A 23,119-nucleotide genomic window follows, 5' to 3' on the forward strand; every position below is an offset into this window, starting at 1 on the left:
GCGACACAAGGCCGCTCCTACACGGGTTGCGTGGCTCCGCCAACCTGCTCCCCGGCACTGCGCAGATACGCTGCGTACAACCCGGCATACACTCCTCCGGCCTCCACCAGCGCGGTATGCCGGCCCAGCTCGACCACCTGCCCATGGCGCACCACGGCGATCCGCTCGGCGTCGCGGATGGTCGCCAGGCGGTGGGCGATGATGATCGCCGTGCGCCCCTGGCACAGCCGGCGCAGTGCCTGCTGGATGCGCCGCTCGGTGTGCACGTCGACCGCCGAGGTCGCTTCGTCGAGCACCAGCACCGCAGGGTCGGCGAGGTAGGCGCGCACCAGGCACACCAGCTGGCGCTGGCCGTGGCTCAGGTGGCTGCCCAGCGGGCCGACTTCGGTGTGATAGCCCAGCGGCAGGCGCTCCAGCACCTCGTCGGCACCCAGTTCGCGGGCGGCGGCGATCAGTTGGCCATCGTCGGCGCCGGGTCGGGCCAGGCGCAGGTTGTCGAGAAGGGTGCCGCTGAACAGCACGTTGTCCTGCAGCACCACGCCGACGTTGCGCCGCAGGTCGTGCTGGGCCAGTTCGCGCAGGTCGATGCCATCGAGCTTCACCGCGCCGTGGCGCACGTCGTAGAAGCGCGTGAGCAACTGCACCAGGGTGCTCTTGCCATGCCCCGAGGGGCCGACGATGGCCAGCACTTCGCCCGCCGGGATATGCAGGTCGAGCCCGTCGATCACCGGGCGGGCGTTGGCGTTGTAGGCGAAGCCGACCTGCTCGAAGTCCACCTGGCCACGGGCCCGGCCCAGTGCCCGAGGTTGCGCGGGGTCGAGCACCTGGGCGCCGGTGTCGAGCAGCAGGAAGATGCGCTGCGCCGAGGCGCTGCCGGTGGCGTAGCGCTCGAACAGGTCCGACAGCTCCTGCAGCGGGCCGAGGAACAGGAACACGTAGAACAGGCTTTCGGCCACCTGGCCGACGCTCACCCGGCCTTCGGCGAGGCCGAAGGCGCCCACCAGCAACAGCACGGCCATGCCCGCCGTGCCTAGCAGCGCGGTGAACGGCGCGAACCAGCCGGTGCGCAGGCTGCCGTGGATCAGCGCCTGGTTGAAGGCCTCCAGCAGCTGCCGGTAGCGCCGCTGGTTGCTGGCCTCGCGCCCGCACTGCTGGATCAGGCGCACGCCGCTGACACTCTCGACCAGGTGCGCGGTGAAGCGGCTGCGCTGCTCGGCGACCTTGGCCCAGTTGCGCTGCGACACCCGCTTGAAGCGCCAGGTGGCCAGTGCCAGCAGCGGCACGGTGGCCGCCAGGCTGTAGAAGAAGCTCGGCTCGATGCGCCACAGCATCACCCCGGCCAGGCCGCAGCGCAGCAGGGCGCCCAGCAGCTCCGGCGGGCCTTGCACCAGCAATGGCTCCAGCGCGTCGACGTCGCGGTCGGCGCGGGCGATGATGCGCCCGGCGCGGGTCTGGTCGAAGTAGCTCACCGACAGCGCCTGGACATGGGCGAACACCTGCACGCGCAGGGCGTTGAGCACGCCGATGGCGGCGCCGCCGGCAATGAACTGCGAGACGCCCGCCAGCAGGAAGCGACCCAGCCAGCTGGCCGCCAGGCCCAGGCCGAGCCACAGCACCAGGCGTTCGTCCAGCAGCCAGTGGCCGGCGTCCTGGATCAGCCCGCGATCGAGCAGCTCGCGGACGAACCATGGCCGCAGGAACACGGTGACCACCAGCAGCAGCTCCAGGCCGATCACGCTCAGGATCGCCCCGCGGATCGGTCGCAGCAGCGGCAGCAGGCGGCCCAGCATGCCGCGGTCGAGGGCCTGGCGGGCCAGGCGCTGTTCGATGTCGATATCGCTTTCAGCCATGTTCGATCCCCAGCAGGTCGCGATAGTGGGCGTTGTTCGCGGTCAGCTCGGCGTGGCTGCCGCTGGCGCTGATGCGCCCGCCGTCGAGCAGCAGCACGCGATCGGCCAGCAGCAGGGTGGACAGGCGGCTGGTGATCAACAGCAGCGTCGGCGCACGGCCCGCATGGCTGCGTTGACGGCGCAGGTTGTCGAGCACACGGCGCTCGCTCTGGGCGTCCAGGGCGCTGGTGGCGTCGTCCAGGCACAGGATGTCGGGCGCGCCGAGCAGGGCGCGGGCCAGGCACAGGCGCTGGCGCTGGCCGCCGGACAGGGTCACGCCACGGTCGCCCAGCGGTGTGTCCAGGCCGTGGGGCAGGCGCTCCAGCACATCCTCGGCGGCGGCCTGGCGCAGGGCCTCGCGCAGCTCGCTGTCGCTGGCCTCGGGCGCGGCCAGGCGCAGGTTGGCGGCGAGCGAGTCGGAGAACAGGAAGCTTTCCTGGGGCAGCACCTGCACCCGGCGGCGCAAGGCCGCCAGGTCGAGATCGCGCACATCGTGCCAGCCATGGGCGTCGTTGCCGACCCGCACGCTGCCGCCATCCACCTCGGCCAGGCGCGGCAGCAGGCTGGCCAGCAGGCTCTTGCCGCTGCCGGTGGCGCCGACCAGCGCCACCACCTCGCCGGGGCGCAGCTGCAGCGAGCAGCCGTGCAGCAGGTCGCGGTCGGCCTGCGGCGCGGCCACGCGCACCTGCTCCAGCGTCAGGCCCAGCGGCCCCGCTGGCAGCGCGCCCTGGCCGCTGCGGATGGCGGGGCGCTCGTCGAGCAGTTGCCAGATGCGTTCGGCGCTGGCGCGGGCGTCGGCGAAGGTCTGCATGACCCGACCGATGCCTTCGATGCGGAACACCAGGGTGGTGCCCACCAGCAGCGAGGTCACCAGCTCGCCGATGCCCAGGCGCCCGGCGGCCACCTGGTGGGCGCCGTAGACCAGGATCCACACATGGCCGAGGGCGACCACCGCCTGCGGCAGGGGAATGCGCGAGCTGGCGTAGGCCAGCGCCGCGCGGGCATGGCCGCTGAACAGCGTCACCTGCTCGGCGAAACGGGCGATGCGCCGCTCCTCGAGGCCGAACGCCTTGATCACCCGCACGCCGCCGATGCCTTCGGCCAGGTCCTGGCTGACCTGGTCGTAGGCCGTGGCCACGGCCCGGTCGAGGCCGACCAGGCGTTCGGTCTGGCGCACGAACAGCCACAGCCCGGCACCGGTCAGCAGCAACGGCACCAGGCCCAGCAGCGGGTCGTACCAGGCCAGCAGGCCGACCGCCGCCAGCAGCACCAGCGGGGTCTCGACGATCTGCCGCCAGAAGGTGATCAGCGCATCGCGCACCTTGTCGGCGTCGCGGGTGGTGCGAGTCACCAATTCGCCCATGCCATGGCGCCAGTGGTAGCCCAGATGCAGGGCCTGGACCTGTTCGAGAATGCGTTCGCGCAGGCGCGTCAGCAGGGCCTGGCTGAGCACCAGCGACAGCACCGCGGCGGCGTACTGCAGCAAGCCACGGGCCAGGGCGATGGCCAGCAGGGTCCACAGCCAGTGCCAGCCCAGGCTGGCGTCGAGGCTGCCGTCGACCAGGCGGGTGACGGCGCGGCCGGCGCCGACATCGTCGACCGCGTGGCCGATCAGCCATTGCTGCCAGGCCAGGCCAAGGTTGCCGGCGATGTACAGGGTGGTGACCAGGGTGAAGCGCCAGGGCATCTCGCGGTAGATGGCCAGGGCGCGCAGGAGGGGGTGTCTGGAGGTCATGCAGGGCTCGGGTCTGGTGGTGGGGCGGGCCTCATCGCGGGGCAAGCCCGCTCCCACGCCGATTGTGTCGTTGCAGGTCTGGCGTGGGAGCGGGCTTGCCCCGCGATGGCGTCAGCGACGTGTAGCGCCTTGCGCTTGCTTGGCATTGAGCACCGCCGTGTACTCCCCCGGATCCACCCCGTTGAGGTAATAGTTGCCGACGTTGTGCAGGCGCCAGCGGATCGGGTCGTGGGTGGTGTGCACGCGGGCGTCGCGCCAGAAGCGGTCGAGGTTCCACTTGCTCAGCGAGGCGCTGGCCCCCAGCAGCGAGAACAGGTCGCTGGCGATCTTCAGCGCCGCGCCGTCGGCATGGGCCCGGGCGGTGGCCACCGAGAGGATCAGCTCATCCTCCAGCGCCTTGTCCGCCGGGTCGCGCTCATGGGCGTCGAATACCCGCGCCGCCTCGCGCAGCACCGACTCGGCGCCGCGCAGGGCCACTGCGTACTCGCCGACCTGGCGGATGATGTGCGGTTCGTCGCAGGCCCGTTCGACGCCGCTCTCGACCCAGGCCCGGGCGTGCTCGCGCAGGTAGTCCACCGCCGCCTGCAGGGCGCCGGCGGCGATGCCGCTGTCGATGGCGGCGTGGAGGATCTGCGGGAAGGTCAGGCCGGTGCGCTTCATCGGCCCACTACGGAAGGTGACGAAGCGCTCGTCGAGGACGATCTCGTCGAACTTCACCGTGCCGCTCACCGAGTGCTGCTGGCCGAACGCGTCCCAGTCATCGACCAGGGTCAGGCCGGGGGTGTCGCGGTGCAGCAGCACGCCGGCGCCACCGTCCTCGCTGGCGGCGGTCAGCGAGATCCAGTCGGCCAGGTAGGCGCCGGTCGAGTAGAACTTGCTGCCGTTGAGCACCAGCTTGCCGTCGGCGCGGCGTTCGACGCGGGTCTTGAGGGCGAACTTGTTCTTGCCGCCGACCTCGGCCAGGGCATTGCCCAGGCGCTTGCCGGCCAGCACATCGGCCAGCACGCGGTCGCGGACCTCGTCGGGGTAGCCGCCGAGCACGCCGCGCAGCATCACGTTGTGGATCTGCAGCAGCTGGCCGACGCCGCCGTCGGCGCTGGAGATCAGGCGCACGGTCTCGACGATGGTCGCGACCGAGGCGCCGAGGCCGCCGAACTGCGTTGGCACGCCGATGGCGGTCAGGCCGCTGCTCGACAGCAGCTCGGCCTGGCGGCGGGGCAGTTGCCGGTTGTTGCCTGGGTCGGCGGCGAGGGCGGCGATTTCGCCGCCAACCTGGCGGGCGATGTCGATGGCTTCAGCTTCATGGGTGATGCGCCGGGCTGGCGGGTGTTCGATGGTGGTCATGGGTTACCTCGATGGCAGTGTATGGCCCATCGCGGGCCTGCCCCGCGATACCTGCAAACGCCAGAGCAACTTCTTTGCCACAGCCCTGAAGTCCCCGCAGTACCGGGCGTTCAGCGCACCCTTGCTGCTCCAGCAACACCCCTGGTCGCGGTTTCTGCTGATCAGGCAACACCCGCGCCGCAATCCTGCATCCTGGCCAGCAATCGCCACCCTGGTCATCAGCGCAAAGCCCCGTGTTCCGGGCATGCCAGCCCTTGGCACGGGCGCTGCAATGGTCCTTGCACGACGTCCAAGGAGCCACCCATGACCCTCCCTCAAGCCACTGCCAAACCTGAAACCCTGGAGCGCCTCTGGTTCACCCGCTGCCCGGTGCCCACCGCCTCGGGCATCGCCTACAAGCTCGGCTGGCTGCAAGACGAATTCGCCGCCGACGGCCTGCCCATCGATACCCTGCAGGAGGCCCGCCAGCTCGGCCATCACCACTACGATCACCAGCTTCCCGGCCTGTTCCGCGAGGGCGGCAACCTGCCGGCCCTGGCCGCCCGCGCCGCCGGTGCGCCAACGCGGCTGATCGGCCTGACCTGGATCGAGGAATGGCAGACCATCCTGGTCCGCCCAGACAGCAACATCCGCCGCCCCGAGGACCTGCGCGGCAAGCGCCTGGCCCTGCCGGCCTGGGGCGCCGACCGCCCCGGCAGCATCGCCCGGGCCATGAGCCTGCACGGCTACAAAGGCGCGCTGGCCTCGGCCGGCCTGGGCTTCGATGACGTGCAACTGGTGGAGGTGGCGCTGCACGACCCGCACGACGCGGGCACTCCGCAACTGGGCCTGCAACGGCTGTGGTCGGGGCTGGATCCGCTGGTGCGCGGCGAGGTGGACGCGGTGTACGTCAAGGGCGCCGCCGCCGCCGATGCCGCCCGCCGCCTGGGCCTGGTGGTGGGCATCGACCTCGATGCCCTGCCTGACCCGCGCCATCGCATCAACAACGGCACGCCGCGGCCGATCACCGTGCACCAGCGCCTGCTCGACGAGCACTTCGACCTGGTGACGCGCTTCCTCGCCCAGACCCTGCGTGCCGCCGCCTGGGCCGCAGGCAACCGCGACGCGCTCAACGCCATCCTCGAGGACGAGACCCGCGCCGGCAGCCAGGGCGTGGCCGACGCCTATCGCGGCGACTTCCACACCACCCTGGCACCGGACCTGTCGCCCCAGCGCCTGGCCTTCCTCGACACCCAGAAGACCTTCCTCAACCTGCATGGCTTCCTGGAACGCGACTTCGACCTCGCCGACTGGGTCGACCACCGCCCCCTGCAAGCCGCCCACGACCTGCTGGCCCAGCGCCGCGCCTGATACCGGAGACCGAGCATGACCGTACTGATCAACGAACGCCCCCTCACCGCCGAGCTGCAAGCCTTCACCGACCAGGTGCTGGCCGAGGCCGAAACGGCCTTCAGCGTGTTCCGCGAAACCCGCACCATCACCGCCAACGGCACCGTCGGCTTCATCGAGCGGGTGCCCGGCGAGCAGCTGCTGGTGTCGGTGAACTACGGCGGCCCGTGGAACCACGGCAAGCCGCTGGAGGCGACGGTCAGCGACTTCGCCGGCAATGTCATCCTTGGCAAGGGCAAGGGAGGACTGGGCCGCTACACCAAGCTGTTCCAGAGCCACGCCGACATCACCACCGTGTCCCACGTGCACAGCCCCTACCTCGGCGCCTGGGCCCAGACCCACCGCAGCCTGCCGTTCCACTACGTGCCGGTGCAGCGCTACCAGCTGGCCCGCGAGCTGCCGGTGTACATCGACCGCCGCCAGGCCGAGGTGGATTTCATCCTCGAGCAGATCGCCGCCAACCCATTCAACCTGGCCATTCTCGAAGCCAACGGCGGCGCCACCGTGTGGGGCAAGCAGGGCCTGCGCGCCACCGCCGAATTCATCCTGCTGCTGGAGGAGGGCGCGCAGATCCAGCTGCTCGCCGACGCCCTCGGCGGCTCGCGTCCCTATGGCCCGGGCGTGCTCACCCAGCAGTGGAAGATGAGCGGCCTGTACGAGCGCGCCAGCGAGCTGGGCCTGGTGCCCGGCATCGACCGCCGCAACTGATCCCCCACCTTTCGCGCAAGGAGCACGCCCATGGCGGTCAAGATCCTCTGGTACCTCACCACCCCCGACGGCCCCTATCCCTGGGAGCCCGAGGGCCGCTGGCGTACCGACTTCCAGCATCTCAAGCAACTGGCCGTGGCGGCCGACCGGCTGGGCTACTACGGCTCGCTGCTCGGCTCCAGCCCCAACGAGAGCCTGGCGGTGTCGGCGGCGCTGATCGATGCCACCGAGCGCCTGAAGTTCCTCGTCGCCCAGCATCCCGGCGAGCTGTCGCCGGCGGTGCTGGCCAAGTGGGCGCTGACCTTCGACCAGTTTTCCAATGGCCGGTTGCTGTTCAACGTGGTCAATGGCAACGACGCGGGCCTGGCCACCCTCGGCGTGCATTACCCGCACGATGAGCGCTACGATTTCAGCCTCGAGTACTGGCGGGCGTTCCAGGGCTTCTACGCCGGCGACACCGACGGCTACGCCGGGCGCTACGTCAAGCTCGCGCCACGGGCGCCGGCGGCGGCCAGTCACCCCTTGGGCGGCTGGCATCCACCGAAGCAGAAGCCCGGCATCCCGTTATGGGGCGCCGGGACCTCGACCGCAGGCGTGGCCCATTCGGTGCAACTGCTCGATGTCTACCTGAGCTTTGCCGACACCCCGCAGAAGCTCGGCGACAAGTTCCGCCGGGTGGCCGCCGAGGCGGCGAAGATCGGCCGCGAGCTGACCTACGGCACGCGCCTGCAGGTCATCGTCCGTGAAACCGAGGAAGAAGCCTGGGCCCACGCCGAGAAACTGCTGCAGCGCACCTCGCTGGCCACCGCCCGTGCGTCCATCGAGCGCCAGTTGCCAGCGGGCGAAACCCTGGAGACCTTCGTCAGCGACGACCCGCGCACCCAGCGCAACCTCGACAGCATTCGCGCCGGCCGCCTGCCCGCCGCGCGCGACCTGGAGATCCACCCTAACGTCTGGCTCGGCCCGAGCCTGTTCGGCTTCAACATCCTCGGCCCTGCCGCCGGCACCTACCTGGTCGGCAGCGCCGCGCAGGTCGCCGAGCGCATCCGCGAGTACGAGGCGCAGGGCACCTCGGCGTTCATCCTCTCGGGTTTCCCGCTGATCGACGAGGCGCAGCGGGTCGCCGACCTGCTGTTCCCGCTGCTCGACCTGGACCACGGTTTCGAGGTGCCGCGCCTGGGCGTGGTGGCGAAAGCGACCGTGGTCGAACCGGCATGAGGGCGGCGCGATGAGCGAGCTGTTCACCCGCAGGGGTTTTCTTGGCACCAGCCTGGCCGTCGGCGGCGGCCTGCTGCTCGGCGGCTGCGACGGTGCGACGCCGGCCGCAGGGCTGATTGCGCCGTCGAGCACACCGGTCCGTGGCGGGCGTCTGCGCGTCGGCATCATCGATGGCGACCAGTCGGGCAACCTGGATGCCCACAAGCCAGTGGGCGGCGGCATCATCCGTGGCTGGGCGCTGTACGCCAAGCCCTGGGAATGGAACGCCGACGTCAGCACGCGCCTGGCCCTGGCCGAGTTCGCCGAGCCCAACGCCGACGCCAGTGCCTGGACCATTCGCCTCAAGCCTGGGCTGGAATTCCACCACGGCAAGACCGTGGGCGCCGACGACCTGCTGTTCTCGATCCTGCGCCTGACCGACCCGCAACTGGCCTCGCCGTTCGCCGGCCTGGTAGGCGCCATCGACCGCCAGGCCCTGCGCAAACTGGACGCGCGCACCGTGCAGATCCGTTTCAAGCAAGGGCAGGGCTTCTTCCCGCTGGACGAAACGCTGATCAGCTTCGGCGGCGTGGTGCCTACCGACTACCACCCGGTGAGCAACCCGGTGGGCGCTGGCCCTTACCGGCTGAAAAGCTTCATCCCCGGCCAGCGCTCGCTCTACAGCCGCTTCGAAAACTACTACAAGCCCAACCAGCCCTACGCCGACGAGCTGGAGATCATCGAGTTCAAGGACCAGGTGTCGCGCGCCGCGGCCTTGCGCGCCGGGCAGATCGACGTGGCCAGCGGCGTGCAGGCCGAGCACAGCGCCTTGCTCAAGGCCGACCCGCGCCTGCGCCTGTACGCCTCGCCGACCACCTCGTTCACCGGCTTCAACCTCAACCTGGCCAAGGCGCCGCTGCAGGATGTGCGGGTGCGCCAGGCCCTGCGCCTGCTGGTCGATCGCCAGGAGCTGGTGGCCCGGGGGCTCAGTGGCTTCGGCCGGGTGGCCAACGACCTGTACTCGCCCCACGATCCCACCTACAACCACGCCATCGCCCAGCGTCCCCACGATCTGGACCAGGCCCGCGCCTTGCTGCGCCAGGCCGGCCAGGCCGACCTGCGCCTGGAGCTGACCACGCCTGCAGGTTCAGGCGTCAACGCCGCGCTGGTGTTCGCCCAGCAGGCACAGAAGGCCGGCGTGCAGGTCAAGGTCAGCCAGGTCGACAGTTCGCTGTTCAACGGCCCGCAGCGTGAACAGTGGCAGCTGTCGCCGGGCTCGACGCCGGCCCGTGGCTTTCTTGCCTCCGGCCTGCACAACGACGCGCCCCAGGCCATCTACAACCGCAGCAACTTCCATGATCCGCGTTTCGCCGCGCTGTTCCGCGAGGCCCTGGCCCAGCCCGACCTGGCCCTGCGCCGGGCGCTGGTGCACGAGGCCCAGGCCATCCAGCACGAACGCGGTGGCCTGCTGATCTGGGGCTTCAGCGACGTGCTCGATGCCGCATCGGCTCGGGTCGGCGGCCTCACTCCCGAACAGACCACCTTCGCCTCCTGGCGCTTCGACGAGCTCTGGTTGAACCATGCCTGACCACCTGCACCGCCCACCCCGCACGCCGGCCTGGCTGGCCTGGTTCCTCGGCCGCCTGGGCCAGGGCCTGCTCACCGCCTGGGTCATCAGTCTGGTGGTGTTCATCGCCACCCAGGCGCTGCCCTCGGACCCGGCGCGGGTGATCCTCGGCCCCGACGCGCCGCTGGACAGCATCCTCACCTTGCAGCGGCAACTGGGCCTCGACCGGCCGCTGCTCGAACAGTACGCCCGCTGGCTCGGCGCCGCGCTGCGCGGCGACCTGGGCGTGTCGCTGGACTCCCAGGTGGCGGTGGCCACGCTGTTGTTCGGCCGCTTGGGCCACACCCTGGCGCTGCTGGCCGGGGTGCTGGCGCTGGTGGTGCCGTTGGCCGTGCTGCTGGGGGTGAGCCTGGCACTGCGCCGCGACAGCCGCCTGGATCGTTGGGCGCTGTCGCTGCTGATCCTGCTCAAGGCGACCCCGGGCTTCCTGCTGGCCATCGGCCTGGTGCTGCTGTTCTCCATGCCCGGCATGGGCTGGCTGCCGGCGGTGTCGATCCTCGATCCGCAGCGACCGTTGTGGACGCAACTGCACTACCTGGTGCTGCCGGTGATCGCCCTGGCGCTGTCGAGCCTGCCGTATCTCGCGCGATTGGTGCGCGCCGCGATGATCGAGGCGCTGGAGTCGGACTACGTGATCGCCGCGCGCCTGCGCGGCATTGCCGAGCGGCGCATCGTCTGGCGCCACACTCTGCCCAACGCCCTGGTGCCGGCGATCCAGGGCGTGGCCCTGACCTTGCGCGTGCTGGTCGGCGGCGCGCTGCTGGCCGAGGTGATCTTCAGCTACCCCGGCATCGGCACCGCCCTCAACGCGGCGATCCAGATGCGCGACCTGCCGATGATCCAGGGCATCGTCCTGGTGATCACCCTGGCGGTGGTGCTGATCAACCTGCTGGCCGACCTGCTGACCGTGCTGCTCACGCCCAAACTGCGCACCGCCCGCCGCGTGCGCCTGATCCGTCGCAACCGTCGCGGCCTGCTGCCCTGGTGGCGGCGCCCGCGCGGCATGCCCGCCCAGGAGGCGCCCCATGACTGATGTCCGACTGCTTGCCGACCCCCAGGTGCGCCGTGGCGCCCTGATCACCGCGCTGGTGGCGCTGCTGGCCCTGTGCGGGCCGTGGCTGGCGCCGTTCGAGCCCACCGCGATGGTCGGCCCGGTGTACGGCCCGCCCGGGGCGGGGGCGCCGCTGGGCCACGATTTTCTCGGTCACGACCTGTTGTCGCGATTGCTCAGTGGAGGCCTGTCGGTGTTGTGGATGTCGCTGGCGGCCTCGTTCATCGCCTTGCTGGTGGGCGGCAGCCTGGGCCTGCTGGCCGGCTTTTCGCGGCGGCGCCTGGATCAGGCGATCAGCTGGGCGGCGGACGTGTCGCTGGCGTTCCCCGACCTGATCCTGGTGCTGCTGATCGTCTCCATGCTTGGCCGCGCCCCGTGGCTGATCGTGCTCACCGTGGCCATCGCCTTCACCCCGGGGGTGATTCGCCTGGCCCGTGGCAGCGCGGTCACGGTGGCTGGCCAGGCGTTCGTCGAGGCGGCGCAGATGATGGGCTACCCGCGCTGGCGCATCCTGTTCGGCGAGATCCTGCCGAACATCCTCACGCCGCTTTTGGTGCACTTCGGCAACATGCTGACCTGGGCCGTGGGCATGCTCTCGGGGTTGGGTTTTCTCGGCTATGGCGTGGCGCCGCCAGCGGCCGACTGGGGCCTGATGATCAACGAGAACCAGGCCGGCCTGCTGCTGCAGCCCTGGGCCGTGCTGGCGCCGGCGCTGCTGATCGCGGTGTTCGCCTATGGCACCAACATCCTCGCCGAAGGCATCGGCCGGGCCAGCGCACGGATCGGGGAGAAACAGCCATGAACGCCGCCGTCGAGATCGAAAGCGTGCTGCGGGTCGATGACCTGCGGGTGGAACTGGCGGGACAGGTGGATGTGCTCACTGGCGTGTCTTTCAACCTGGCGGCCGGGGAGATCGTCGGCCTGGTGGGCGAGTCCGGCTCGGGCAAGACTACCCTGGCCACCGCGTTGCTGCGACATGCCCGGCGCGGCGCCAGGATCGTCGGCGGGCGTGTCGAAGTGGCGGGGCAGTCGTTGCTCGAACTCGACGGCGAGGCCCTGCGCCAGGCCCGCGGTGGCCTGGTCGGCTATGTCGCCCAGGACCCGGCGACCGCGCTCAACCCGGCCTTGCGCATCGGCCGGTTGTTGCGCGAGACCTTGCTGGCCCACCAGCCACGGACCTCGGGCGAAGACCTGCGCCGACGCATCGCCGAGACCCTGCTCGATGTCGGCCTGCCCGATGACGATGCCTTCCTCGGGCGTTTCCCGCACCAGCTGTCCGGTGGCCAGCAGCAGCGGGTGATGCTGGCCCTGGCGTTCGTGCTACGGCCCAGGCTGATCGTGCTGGACGAGCCGACCACCGCCCTGGACGTGAGCACCCAGGCCCATGTGCTGGCGACCCTCAAGCGCCTGTGTCGCAGCCAGGGCGTGGCGGCGTTGTACGTGACCCACGACCTGGCGGTGGTCCGCGACCTGGTCGACCGGGTGCTGGTGATGTACGCCGGGCGCCTGGTGGAAGTGGCCGGGCGCGAGGCGCTGTTCACCCGCCCAGCGCATCCCTATACCCGCGCCTTGCTCGCCGCCATTCCCGATGTCGCCCGGCGCCAGCCGTTGCAGGCGATCGCCGGCCATGCGCCGGCCCCTGGGCAGCGTCCCGATGGTTGCGCCTTCGCGCCGCGTTGCCCGCGACGGCGAGCGGAGTGCGTGGTGATCGAGCCGGGCTTGCTGCGGCTCGAAGGCGGCCAGCAGGTGGCCTGTCTGTTGCCGCACCGGGCGCCGTTGGAGGTGCCGGGCGAACTGGCCGAGGTGGCCGCAACCGAGCCTTCTGGGCCGGCCTTGCTGGACGTGCAGGGGCTCGATGTGGCCTACGACCGCCAGGTGCTGTTCGACGTGTCGCTGCGCGTCGGCGCGGGTGAGTGCCTGGCGCTGGTGGGCGAGTCCGGCTCGGGCAAGACCAGCCTGGCCCGGGCCATTGCCGGCCTGGGCGAGAACGTTCACGGGCAGCTGCGCTATGCCGGCCAGCCGCTGGCCGTGGCGGCCCGGCAGCGCGATGGCGAGGTGCGTCGGCAGATCCAGTACGTGTTCCAGAATCCCTACCAGGCGCTGAACCCACGGCAGACCGTGTTGCAGACCCTGGCCACGCCGCTTGCGCATTTCTTCGGCGTGCGCGGGGCCGAGGCGCGGCAGCGGGTCGAGGCGGCGCTGGCGCGGGTGGCGTTGCCGGGCAGCGTTGCCGAGCTGTATCCGCACAGCCTGTCCGGCGGTGAGCGCCAGCGCGTGGCGATCGCCCGGGCGCTGGTGTGCGAGCCCCGCTTGCTGGTGTGCGACGAGATCACCTCGGCGCTGGATGTGTCGGTGCAGGCTTCGATCCTCGATCTGCTGCGCCAGCTGCGTATCGAAGGCCTGGCGGTGCTGTTCGTTACCCATGACCTGGGCGTGGTGCGGGCGATTGCCGATCGGGTGCTGGTGCTGCGCCAGGGGCGGGTGGTGGAGCAGGGGACGGTGGATGGGGTGCTGGATCGGCCACGGGAGGCCTATACCCAAGCGCTGCTGGCGCACTCGCCGAGTGTGCATCGGGGCAGGTGATTGTTCAGGTTGCGGGGCTGAGGTCGTTGGGGTGTTCGGCGATAGCCTTGCAGCGCCTATGAGATCGAGCGCCGCCCGCGCGGCGCATCGCGACGCAAGGCCGCTCCTACATTTGTTGCAACGTACCGAACCTGTCAGGCCATGGTTGCCCGCCTTGGCGCATGTCTCAAGACTGGTGGGGCGGCAGTGGTGCCCACGCTGAAACCGCGTCGTGCCAACAAGGCGGACCAGGTAATGGCACTGGAGAGACTGGCCCGAAACAAATGTAGGAGCGGCCTTGCGTCGCGATGCGCCGCGCGGGCGGCGCTCGATCTCATAGGCGCTGCAAGGCTATCGCCAGGCACCTGGCCGCCCACACGCGATCCCCCCTCAGAACTGATAATCCACCTGCGCCAGCAGCGTACGCCCCGGCATCGGCTGCAGGAACGTATTGGTCGATCCCGCCAGCCCACTGACGAAGTTCAGCTCGTCGGTGAGATTCAGCACCCGCACCGTCGCCCCCCATTGCGGCTGGCGGTAGTACACCGCCAGGTCCAGGTTGTACTCGTCGGGCACCTTCACGGTCTTGCTCAGGTTCAGGTACCAGCTGCTGGTCCACCACCCCGACAGCTCCACGCCAAAGCCCGAGTCGAACCGGTAGTCCACGTAGCCGCCGGCGTTGTACTCGGGAATCTGCACCGCGTCGAAGCGGCCCGCAGGGCGCTGGTTGAGGCTGTTGTTGTCGCCGAACACCGTGCCGTTGTCGGGGATGAACCCGGCCGAGGCGAACCCCGCCTGGCTGGTGAACTCGTTGTAGGCGCTGATCCGGCTGAGGTTCAGGCCCCCGCGCAGGTGCTGGTCCTGGTAGCGCAGGGTGGCCTCGACGCCTTTGACGATCAGCCGGGCGATGTTGTTGTTGCTGTCCGGCGCCTGGTCGCGGGCCTGGCGGTAGCCGGCCAGGGTCAGGAACAGCTGGTCGGGCAGCGCCTCGACCTTCAGCCCCACCTCGTGCAGCACGCTCAGGCTCTGGAACGCCAGCGGGTTGAGCTGGTTGGCTCCGGCGCCGCCGCCCCAGCCCAGGCCGTTGGTGAAGAAGCCGGTGTTCACCGCCAGGGAGCGGTCGAAGGTGTAGTACAGGGTGCTGTTGTCGCTGGGCTTGACGAAGGGGCTGACCTGCACCGCGAACAGCCGGTAGTTGTCCGCGTCCTTGCGCGGGTTGCCGCCGGCCAGGGTGAAGGGGTTGTCGATGCGCGCGTCGATCCAGCTGCGGCTGGCGCCGATGTTCAACCCGGCGTGTTCGCCGAAGCGCAGGTTGTGCTGGCTGAACAGGGTCTTGGTGGTCCAGGTGCTCTCGGCGGTGTAGGGCGCGACGGACTCGGCGTACAGGCCATGCCTGGCCGGGTACATGGCCGGCAGGTTGAGCCAGCCGTAGACGCTTGAGAACTGTGCCGCGCCGGGTTGGCCGATCCAGGCGCCATTGCCGCCCGCGGGGTTGCGGCCGGCCAGGCCGAGCAAGTCACCGGGGTTCTTCAGTGACGGGTCCAAGGTCAGGTCGTAGGCGTTGATGGTCGAGCCGAAGTTGTTGTTGGCGGCGATCGAGCGGTTGTGCTCGCGGCGGTAGATCAGGCCAGTGTTGCTGTCGTCGACCACTGTCAGGTCGCCCAGCTGCCACTGGCCTCGGGCGCGGAATTCGAAGCGGTTGTCGAAGATGTCGTCCTTGCCCTGTACCTGGAACGCGCCGACCGCGTCGGTGCTGTCGGTGGAGCGCTGGTAGAAGGTGCTGTTGGCCAGGGTGATGGCCGAGGTCAGCTCGCCTTCGACGCGCAGTTGGGTGGTGAAGCGCCGCGAGCGGTTCTCGTCCTCGGCGCGCTGGCCGGTCTGCGACGACAACGAGGTCAGGCCGTTGCCCGCCAGCGACGGGTCGTAGACCCAGCCGCGCAGGCTGCCCGGGTTGGCCTGGGTGTTGGGGTTGACGCCCTGCAAGCTGCCGTCGACCACCGCGTACTGCCCTTGTGCATTGCGCTGGCGCCGCACCCAGCCGAGCACCTGGGCATCGCTGGCGCCGGAGGCCAGCACCGGCGACCACAACGTGTTGCCGTTCTGGATGATCGGCGTGGCGCGCCCGGCGTGGTACTTGCCGTGGTCCACCAGTTCCTGGCTGGCGCGGTTCCAGCCGTGGGTGATGTTGTAGTCGAAGTAGTCGTCGTAGGCGGCGTTCCAATCTACCCGCAGGTTGTCGTTGCGCCAGGCGAGGGCACCGTAGAAGGCGTCGAAGTTGTTCTCGACATTGTCGTAGAAATCCTCCTGGCGCTGGCGGGTGATGCTTACCCGGTAGGCCAGGCTGTCGCTGAGCGGTCCGGTGTTGTCGATGCTGAACTTGCTCGCGTCGCGGGATTCGCCGTCGGGGATCCAGCTGCCGATCTCGCCCGACAGTCGGGTGCGGAACCGATTGAAGTCGGGCTTCTTGCTCAGGTAGTTGATGTAGCCGCCGCTGCCGCTGACCGAGCCGTAGGTCACCGACGAGGGCCCGGCGACGATGTCGGCGCCCTCGACGGCGTTGAAGTTGGCCGGGTGGCGCACGCCGTAGGCACGCTGGCCGTCCTGGAACACCTCCGAGGCCTGGCCGCGGATCTGCGGGGCGATGCCGGCGTTCTGGCCACCGCCCCGGGTGATGCCGGGGGCGTACTTGACCAGGTCGTCGGCGCTGCGGATCGGGTCGCGGGCCAACTGCTCGGCGTTGATCTGGGTGACCGAGCGCGGGGTGTCGAGCACCTTGGCTTCCAGGCCGCCGTAGATCGACGAGGGCGGCCGGGTGGGCAGGGCGTCGTCATCGGCCTGGCCGGCCTGGACGGTGACGGTCTGCAGCACGGTGTCCTCGGCGTGCAGCGCGGTGCTGGCCAAAGCGAGCAGGGTCAGGGGGAAAGCGGGGTGCAGGGCAATGCGCGGCATCGGGGCTGGGCCTCGTTCTGATCGTGTGAATAGAAAAGGAGAGGGCGCAGCCGCGCCTGCGGTTGATGTTCGAGTGAAGGTGACAAGGGGGTAGCCCGCTCCCACGCCATCCGATCTCACGCCATAGTTAGCGCGGGTAACCAAGTGTCTGGGGGATCTCCTTCAGGCCTTGAGCCAGAGACTCTCGAAACGCCAGGTACTGAACAGCGAGCGCTCGGGTTGCGCGCCGCCGACGCGAGTGCTGACACCATCGAGCAGGTCGGCATAGCCCCAGATCAGCATCCCGCCGCGCTCGTACTGCACCCGCTGCGCCTGGTGCACCAGCGCCTTGCGTCGCTCGAGGTCCGGCTGGGCCATGGCCGCGAGAAACGCCGCGCTGAACTCGGCATCCTGGAAGTGGGTCTTGTTGGCCACCGCGAACGGCGCGTCGGTGTGGATCGCGCTGGCCAGGAACGGCGCGCCGATGCTGCCGCCGGTGCTCAAGGTCCAGTCGTCGCGCTGCGGGCCCTGGAAGGTCGCCAGGTCCACCTGCCGGACCTTGAGCGTCACCCCGACCCGCCGTGCCTGTTCGGCCAGTACCAGCGCCGAAGCCAGGCCCGGTCCGGGCGTGGTCACCAGTTCCACCTCCAGGTTTGCCTGCCCGGCCTCCTTCAGCAGTTGCGCGGCCCGTTGCGGGTCGTGGGGGCGTGGCCCGAGGCTGTGGTCGAAGGTTGGGTCGAACGGTGCGTACAGGTCGTTGGCCACCCGGCCCTGGCCGTTGAGGGCGCGACGCACCAGTTCCTCGCGGTCGGCCAGCAGGCGGAACGCCTCGCGCACCCGTGGGTCGTCGAACGGTGGGCGGGAGGTGTTCATGTCGAACGACAGCCAGTTGCCGCTGACCGAGGTCAGCAGGCGCAGGCGCGGGTCGGCCTGCAGCACCTGCAGGTGCTCGGTGGCCAGCACGTTGGCCAGGTCGATCTGCCCGGCGCGTAGGGCGGCCAGGCGTCCGGTCTGGTCCTTGAAGTCGATGATCTCCAGCTCGTCGGCGTAGGGCTTGCCGGGCTTGAAGTAGTTGTCGAAACGGGTAAACAGCGAGCGCTGGCCCGGGGTGAAGCTCTTGAGCTTGTAGGGCCCGGCACCCACCGGATTGCTCACCGGGTGATAGTCCACCGGCACGATGCCGCCGAAGTTCACCCAGGTTTCCGGCAACGGCAGGTAGCTGCGTCCCTCGCGGAACCCCAGGCGCACGGTGCGCGCGTCGAGCTTGACCAGGTTGTCGCGGTCGACCCAGTGCAGCAGCGCCGCGTAGGGTGAGGCCAGTTGCGGATCGGTGAGGCGGCGGATGGAGAAGATCAGGTCATCGGCGTCGATCGTCTTGCCGTGGTGGAATTCCAGCCCGGGCTTGAGGCGCAGGGTCCAGCTGCTGGCATCGGCGTTGGGCTCGGCGAACTCGGCCAGGGCCAGGCGCGGCTGCATCTGCTCGTCCCATTCCCATAGCTTGCTGTACAGCGCGAAGCCGCGCACGATGCCGCCGCCGATGGGCTTGTGGGCATCGAGGTTGCCGGCCTGGTTGCCGTCGATGATGCCCAGGCGCAGGCGCCCGCCATGGCGCGGTTGCTCAGATGCCGCGCCAGCCGGGGCGGCATCCGGGCCGCAACCGGCCAGCAGGCCGCCGGCGAGAATGCCGGCGCTGCCGAGCAGGCGCCGGCGGCTGATCGGGTAACCGTCCGTGGCCATGGCGTCAGGCTCCGTTGGCGGCGTGCAGCTGCACGGGCGGGGTGGCTGGGCGGGCGAGCGGGGCGCGTTGGTCGCGAAAATGCGGCAGGATGTGTTCGCCGAGGCGGTAGGCCTCTTCCAGGTGCGGGTAGCCGGCGAGGAAGAACAGGTCGATGCCGATGGCATGGTATTCGCGGATCCGCGCCACCACGTTGGCGTGGCTGCCGACCAGCGCGCAGCCCGGCGGGATGCCGATGTAGCCAAAACCGGTCCACACGTTGGGGTGGATGAAGAAGTCGTCGAAGGCCCGCGCTTCGCCCTGGTCGGCGTATTCGTGCTCGTAGCTCAGCTTGCGCGCGGTGCGCAGCCCGGCATGGGCGGCGCGAGCCTTGGCCGTGCCCTTGGCCACGCCTTCGTCGAAGAAGCGCTTGGCCTCTGCCAGCGCGGCCTCCTCGGTGTCGCGGGTGATGACATCGATCGACAGGCCGAAACGGATATCGCTGCGCCCATGCTTCAAGGCGCGTGCGCGGATGTCGGCGATCAGCGCGGCGATTTCGTCGGGGTGCTCGGCACGCATCAGGTAGAAGTCGGCGTGCCGGGCGGCGAACTCCCGCGCCGCCTCGGACGAACCCGCGGTGCAGATCAGCGGCAGCTCGGCCTTCTTCAGCGGCCCGCGCAGGCCACCGCCTTCGGCGCTGTAGTAGCGGCCCTGGTAATGGAAGTCGGGGTTGTGCCAGTAACCGCGCACCACGTCCATGAACTCGCTGGCGCGGGCGTAGCGCTCATCGTGCCCTTCGAAGTCGCCGACCTGGCGCTGGATCGCGTCCGAGCCGCCGTTGATGATGTTCCACACCAGCCGGTTGCCGGTGGCGCGCTGGTAGGTGGCGGCCTGCTGCACCGCTACCCAGGGCGTGTAGTGGTAGGGCTGGAAGGCGGTGACGAACTTCAGCGTGCGGGTCTCGCGGGCCAGCAGCGAGCATACCGTCCACGGCTCCTCGCCGGTCGGCGCGTTGACCATCAGCGCGCCGCCGAAGCCGTTGATCTCGGCGGCGCGGGCCACCTGGCCGAGATAGTCGATGTAGCTGAAGTGATCGCCCACGGCGAAGCCCGAGACGGCCCCGGTGCTGGGGCCGCCGGCATGCCAGTCGCCGCGGTTGCGCGGGTCGCCCGGGAGGAACTGGGTCTCGCCGTGCAGTGGCAGGCGGGTGAAGAATTCGAGGCTCATGGTCGCGCTCCTGGCTTACTGGACACTGGGGTTGCAGATCGGGGTGACGGGCTGGCCGCTGATGACCTGGCGGGCGAACGGGATCGAGTCCCGGAGCGAGGCGTTGACCGTCTCGCTGTGGCCCAGGCCCTTGTACAGGTGGCCCTGGACCACGGAGCCGGCCTTGCAGGCGTCCTGCATCAGGGCCACCTGGGTGCTGGCGGCGGGGGTCTTGTCCTCGGCGCCGGTGCCGATGAAGATCGGTTGCGCCAGTTTGAGGGTGGGGTACGACACCTGGGCCAGCCAGGCCTTGAGCTGGTCGCCCTGGTAGTCCTTCTTGGCATTGGCCGGGGTCAGCCCGCTGCCGACCACATCGCTGACCAGGGCGGACAGGCAACTGCTGCGCGCCTGCTCGAACAGCGGCAGGGCCTTGTCGGTGTAGAAATCACGCGGGTCGATGCTCGGGTCGTACTGCTGCGCCGCCAGCAGGGTGTAGAAACCGTAGGCCAGCGCCGGGTCGACCTTGTTCACATCCTGCTCGCCGACGTTCTTCGCGCCGATGGTGTAGATCACCCCGGTGCCGATGCTGCCCTTCACCCCCAGGTCCGGCGCGTAGGTGGCCGCATAGGCGCCCGCGGCGAAGGCCCCGGCGCCGCCTTGTGACTGGCCGACGATCAGCACCTTGTTGGCCAGGCCCGGCACGCCGGCGACCACGGCCTTTGCCGCGTCGAGGATGCCGTAGGCGGCCATGCGGTTGTTCAGCAGCGGGTGGCCGCCGGGCACGCCCAGGCCCTGGTAGTCGGTGGCGACGATGGCATAACCCTCGGCGAGCCAGCGGTCGAGGTACTGCACGTCACGGTACGAGCGACCGGCCCAGGACGGCGCGCAGATATCGGCGACGCCCACGGTGCCATGGCCCCAGCTGGCCACCGGCCAGCCGCCGGCGGGCGCCTTGCCCTTGGGGATGAACAGCGCGCCGGAGACCACGATCGGCGTCTTGCCGTCGATGCCGTCCAGCGAAGTGTAGAGGATGCGTTGCGCGCTGGCGGCGTTGGGCAGGCTCAGGGCGCTGTCCAGCGGCTCGCTGCGCAGCAGCTTGCCGGGGGTGGCCGGGATGGCCTTGCTCCAGGTGTAGAAGGCCGAGACCCGGCCGTCGCCCTGTTGCGGGTCGGGCCTGGGGGCAAAAGTATCGGCGGCCACGGCGGCGATGGACAAGGCCAGGGCCGACAGGCCCAGGGCGAATGAGACGGGCAGTTTCATGGGCGGATCTCTTGATCAGTGTTGGCTGAGCTGGGCGTCGAGGGACGGCCAGTAATGGGTGAGCTGCAGGTCGTTCAGGGCCTGGCGGGTGAAGCCGGTGGCCAGGTCCGGGCCGATGTCGTAGGGCGTGCGGATCAGGCGGTTGTCCAGGGCGTAGCGGGCCAGTGCCTGGTAATGGGCCTTGAGCTGGGCATCGCTCTTCGGCGCCCAGCGCGCCTGCCAGGCCACCGGGTCGTCCTGGTCGTCGCGGCGCAGCACGCTCTCGGCCACGCCCGCGCGGGACGACAGCTTGTAGTAGGCGTCGCGGTTCTGTTCCTGGGAGATCCACCAGGCGGCCTTGACCCAGGCGGTGGCCACCAGTTGGGTGAGGTCGGCGTGTTGCTCGACGAAACGGTCGGTGGCCCACAGGTCCGAGACCAGCCGCCAGTCGTCGGCGCCTTGCTTGGTCGACCAGAGGATGCGCGCCACGCCCTTGTCTTCCAGGGCATAGGCTTCGTTGAGCAGCACCGCCGCATCCACCTTGCCCGCCGATACCGCCGCCGCGCCGACCTGCGGGTTGAGGTTGGCGATCTTGAAGTCGCTCAGTTGCAGCCCCTGGCTTTCGAGGAAGTTGCTGAAGGCGAACTCCCATGGCCGGCCACGGTGCAGGGCCAGGCGCTTGCCCTTGAGGTCCTGGATGTTGCGGGCGCTGGAGTTGGCCGGCACCACCAGGTACACGTTGTTGCCGCTGCCACCGGGCACCACCAGCTTGCCCGGCACGTTGCCGGCGCCGGCGATCACCGACGGCAGGTCGCCGCGCACGGCGAAGTCCAGGCTGTCGTTGCTGAAGCCTTCGTTGATCTGCGGACCGGCGCCGGCGTGGGGCAGGGCGACCCAGTCCAGGCTGATGCCGCGCTGGGCCAGTTGCTGGGCGAGCCAGCCATCCTCGATCACCCGCCCGGGGATGCCGCCGAACACCGGCACGCCCCCCTGGGTGAAGGCGACGATGGCAATGCGCACGGATTTGGGCGGCTCGCTGGCCCAGGTGGTGAGGCTCAACAGCAGGCCGAGCAGAGCGAGGCCATGGCGGCAGAGGATTTTCATGATGTTGCGCTCCCGACAGTGTGCGGGCCGCGTGCTTGAGCGGCCCAGGCGTTTGTCAGGGCGGAGCGAAATGCATGCCAGGGTGCTGCTGGCAGGGCTGCAGGCCTTGTGCGGCAAGGGCTACGCGCTACAGCGAAGGTATTGTCGCGCGGTTCGAGGTGCTGATCGGCAGGCAGGCCGTTGCTGGCGGGTTGCTGCTCCAGCAGCAATGCAACGGTTGGTTTCTTTTATATTCACTTATCGAATATATAAATATTTATTAATAATTTTTCGGTCTAAATTGTTTCATGCACTATGAGGGCGCGCACACACTGCCAGGAATGCCCCCATGTCGCTGATTACCCATCCCAATGCCCGCGAGCTGACCAAATCCGTGCGCGCCACCGTGCTCGTGTTCAAGGACCCGCGCTCCCAGGAGCTGCTCAGCCGCATCGAGCGCCTGGCCCCCAGCGAAGCCAACACCCTCATCATCGGCGAGACCGGCACCGGCAAGGAGCTGGTGGCCCGCCATATTCACAACCTCAGCCGCCGCCATCGCGAGCCTTTCGTCGCGGTGAACTGCGGCGCCTTCGCCGAGACCCTGGTGGAGAGCGAGCTGTTCGGCCACGAGAAGGGCGCCTTCACTGGTGCCACCTCGAACAAGGCCGGCTGGTTCGAGGCCGCCAATGGCGGGACGCTGTTTCTCGACGAGATCGGCGACCTGCCGCTGAACATGCAGGTGAAGCTGCTGCGGGTGTTGCAGGAGCGTGAAGTGGTCAGGCTCGGCTCGCGTACCCCGGTGCCGATCAACGTGCGCCTGGTGGCGGCGACCAACGTCAACCTGGCCGACGCCGTGGTGGCCGGGCACTTTCGCGAAGACCTGTTCTACCGCCTGCACGTGGCGACCATCCGCCTGCCGCCGCTGCGCGAACGGCCGGGAGATATCCTGCCGTTGGCCGAGTTCTTCATCGAGGAGCATTGCCGGCGCCTGGGCTACGAGCGCGCCAGCCTGAGCATCGAGGCCGAGCGCAAGCTGTTGGCGCACAGCTGGCCGGGCAACATCCGCGAGCTGGAGAACGCCATTCACCATGCGCTGCTGGTGTGCCGCCAGCAGCAGGTGGCGCCGGGCGACCTGCACCTGGTGGACATGCGCCCGCAGGCGCTGGGGCAGCCGGAAGTGGCCGGGTTGCCGGCGCCGGGCGCGGTGGCGCCGGTGAGCCTGGAAAGCGCCTTGCTGGCATTGTTCGAACAGAACATCCCGGACCTGTACGAGCATATCGAAGAGACCGTGTTCCGGGCGGCCTACCGGTATTGCCATGGCAATCAGTTGCAGACCGGACGGTTGCTGAACATCAGCCGCAATATCGTGCGGGCGCGGTTGGAGAAGATCGGGGAACTCGGAGGGCGCTGAGTGGGGTGGCAAATGACAGCCATACACGATTCCTGT

General features: G+C 69.5%; 16 protein-coding genes. 8 read left to right on the forward strand and 8 right to left on the reverse strand.

What is annotated here, in order from left to right; all coding sequences use genetic code 11:
• Positions 1–17: 17 nt before the first annotated feature.
• The 3 genes from N5D48_RS20010 to N5D48_RS20020 form a co-directional block, all read right to left on the reverse strand.
• Positions 18–1,850 carry an ABC transporter ATP-binding protein gene (locus N5D48_RS20010; protein WP_279887437.1) on the reverse strand — a complete coding sequence of 611 codons (1,833 nt, stop codon included), beginning with the start codon at positions 1,848–1,850 and terminating at the stop codon, positions 18–20.
• Positions 1,843–3,624 (reverse strand): ABC transporter ATP-binding protein, encoded by a 1,782-nt coding sequence (locus N5D48_RS20015; protein WP_279887439.1) that lies wholly within the window; start codon positions 3,622–3,624, stop codon positions 1,843–1,845. Before N5D48_RS20015 ends, N5D48_RS20010 begins: the two co-directional genes overlap by 8 nt.
• A gap of 111 nt (positions 3,625–3,735) precedes the next feature.
• Complete coding sequence (locus tag N5D48_RS20020; protein ID WP_279887440.1) at positions 3,736–4,968, reverse strand: acyl-CoA dehydrogenase family protein; 1,233 nt, start codon at positions 4,966–4,968, stop codon at positions 3,736–3,738.
• Between the two features lie 303 nt (positions 4,969–5,271).
• Between N5D48_RS20020 and N5D48_RS20025 the strand changes: the two genes are divergently transcribed.
• Genes N5D48_RS20025 through N5D48_RS20055 form a run of 7 tightly spaced genes read left to right on the forward strand, consistent with a single transcriptional unit; the run spans position 5,272 to position 13,523 of the window.
• Positions 5,272–6,318: an ABC transporter substrate-binding protein gene (locus tag N5D48_RS20025; RefSeq protein WP_279887441.1), complete on the forward strand. Its 1,047-nt coding sequence runs from the start codon at positions 5,272–5,274 to the stop codon at positions 6,316–6,318.
• A gap of 15 nt (positions 6,319–6,333) precedes the next feature.
• A complete protein-coding gene (locus N5D48_RS20030; RefSeq protein WP_279887443.1) occupies positions 6,334–7,065 on the forward strand; it encodes a class II aldolase/adducin family protein in 732 nt (243 codons plus the stop codon).
• Between the two features lie 30 nt (positions 7,066–7,095).
• The gene (locus N5D48_RS20035; RefSeq protein WP_279887445.1) at positions 7,096–8,283 is read left to right on the forward strand and encodes an LLM class flavin-dependent oxidoreductase; all 1,188 of its coding nucleotides are present in this window, start codon (positions 7,096–7,098) and stop codon (positions 8,281–8,283) included.
• 10 nt (positions 8,284–8,293) lie between these two features.
• Entirely contained in the window at positions 8,294–9,850 is a 1,557-nt protein-coding gene (locus N5D48_RS20040) for an ABC transporter substrate-binding protein (RefSeq protein ID WP_279887447.1), read from the forward strand.
• Positions 9,843–10,922: an ABC transporter permease gene (locus tag N5D48_RS20045; protein ID WP_279887449.1), complete on the forward strand. Its 1,080-nt coding sequence runs from the start codon at positions 9,843–9,845 to the stop codon at positions 10,920–10,922. The genes N5D48_RS20040 and N5D48_RS20045 overlap by 8 nt, the downstream gene beginning before the upstream one ends.
• Positions 10,915–11,742, forward strand: coding sequence for an ABC transporter permease (locus N5D48_RS20050; protein WP_279887451.1), 828 nt, complete (start codon positions 10,915–10,917; stop codon positions 11,740–11,742). Before N5D48_RS20045 ends, N5D48_RS20050 begins: the two co-directional genes overlap by 8 nt.
• Positions 11,739–13,523: an ABC transporter ATP-binding protein gene (locus tag N5D48_RS20055; protein WP_279887453.1), complete on the forward strand. Its 1,785-nt coding sequence runs from the start codon at positions 11,739–11,741 to the stop codon at positions 13,521–13,523. The genes N5D48_RS20050 and N5D48_RS20055 overlap by 4 nt, the downstream gene beginning before the upstream one ends.
• A gap of 369 nt (positions 13,524–13,892) precedes the next feature.
• Here N5D48_RS20055 and N5D48_RS20060 read toward each other — a convergent pair whose 3' ends face one another.
• The 5 genes from N5D48_RS20060 to N5D48_RS20080 form a co-directional block, all read right to left on the reverse strand.
• A complete protein-coding gene (locus N5D48_RS20060; RefSeq protein WP_279887455.1) occupies positions 13,893–16,451 on the reverse strand; it encodes a TonB-dependent receptor plug domain-containing protein in 2,559 nt (852 codons plus the stop codon).
• A gap of 162 nt (positions 16,452–16,613) precedes the next feature.
• Positions 16,614–18,167, reverse strand: coding sequence for an ABC transporter substrate-binding protein (locus N5D48_RS20065; protein ID WP_279887456.1), 1,554 nt, complete (start codon positions 18,165–18,167; stop codon positions 16,614–16,616).
• Positions 18,168–18,171: 4 nt separating this feature from the next.
• Complete coding sequence (locus N5D48_RS20070) at positions 18,172–19,371, reverse strand: LLM class flavin-dependent oxidoreductase (protein WP_279887458.1); 1,200 nt, start codon at positions 19,369–19,371, stop codon at positions 18,172–18,174.
• A 15-nt stretch (positions 19,372–19,386) separates the two neighbouring features.
• Positions 19,387–20,610 carry a lipase family protein gene (locus N5D48_RS20075; protein ID WP_279887459.1) on the reverse strand — a complete coding sequence of 408 codons (1,224 nt, stop codon included), beginning with the start codon at positions 20,608–20,610 and terminating at the stop codon, positions 19,387–19,389.
• A gap of 15 nt (positions 20,611–20,625) precedes the next feature.
• Positions 20,626–21,693: an ABC transporter substrate-binding protein gene (locus tag N5D48_RS20080; protein WP_279887460.1), complete on the reverse strand. Its 1,068-nt coding sequence runs from the start codon at positions 21,691–21,693 to the stop codon at positions 20,626–20,628.
• A gap of 328 nt (positions 21,694–22,021) precedes the next feature.
• Here N5D48_RS20080 and N5D48_RS20085 point away from each other — a divergent pair, with 328 nt between their 5' ends.
• Entirely contained in the window at positions 22,022–23,083 is a 1,062-nt protein-coding gene (locus N5D48_RS20085; RefSeq protein WP_279887462.1) for a sigma-54 dependent transcriptional regulator, read from the forward strand.
• Positions 23,084–23,119 lie beyond the last annotated feature (36 nt).

Origin of the sequence: Pseudomonas sp. GD03858, from assembly GCF_029840925.1 — a bacterium.
Classification (GTDB): Bacteria; Pseudomonadota; Gammaproteobacteria; order Pseudomonadales; family Pseudomonadaceae; genus Aquipseudomonas.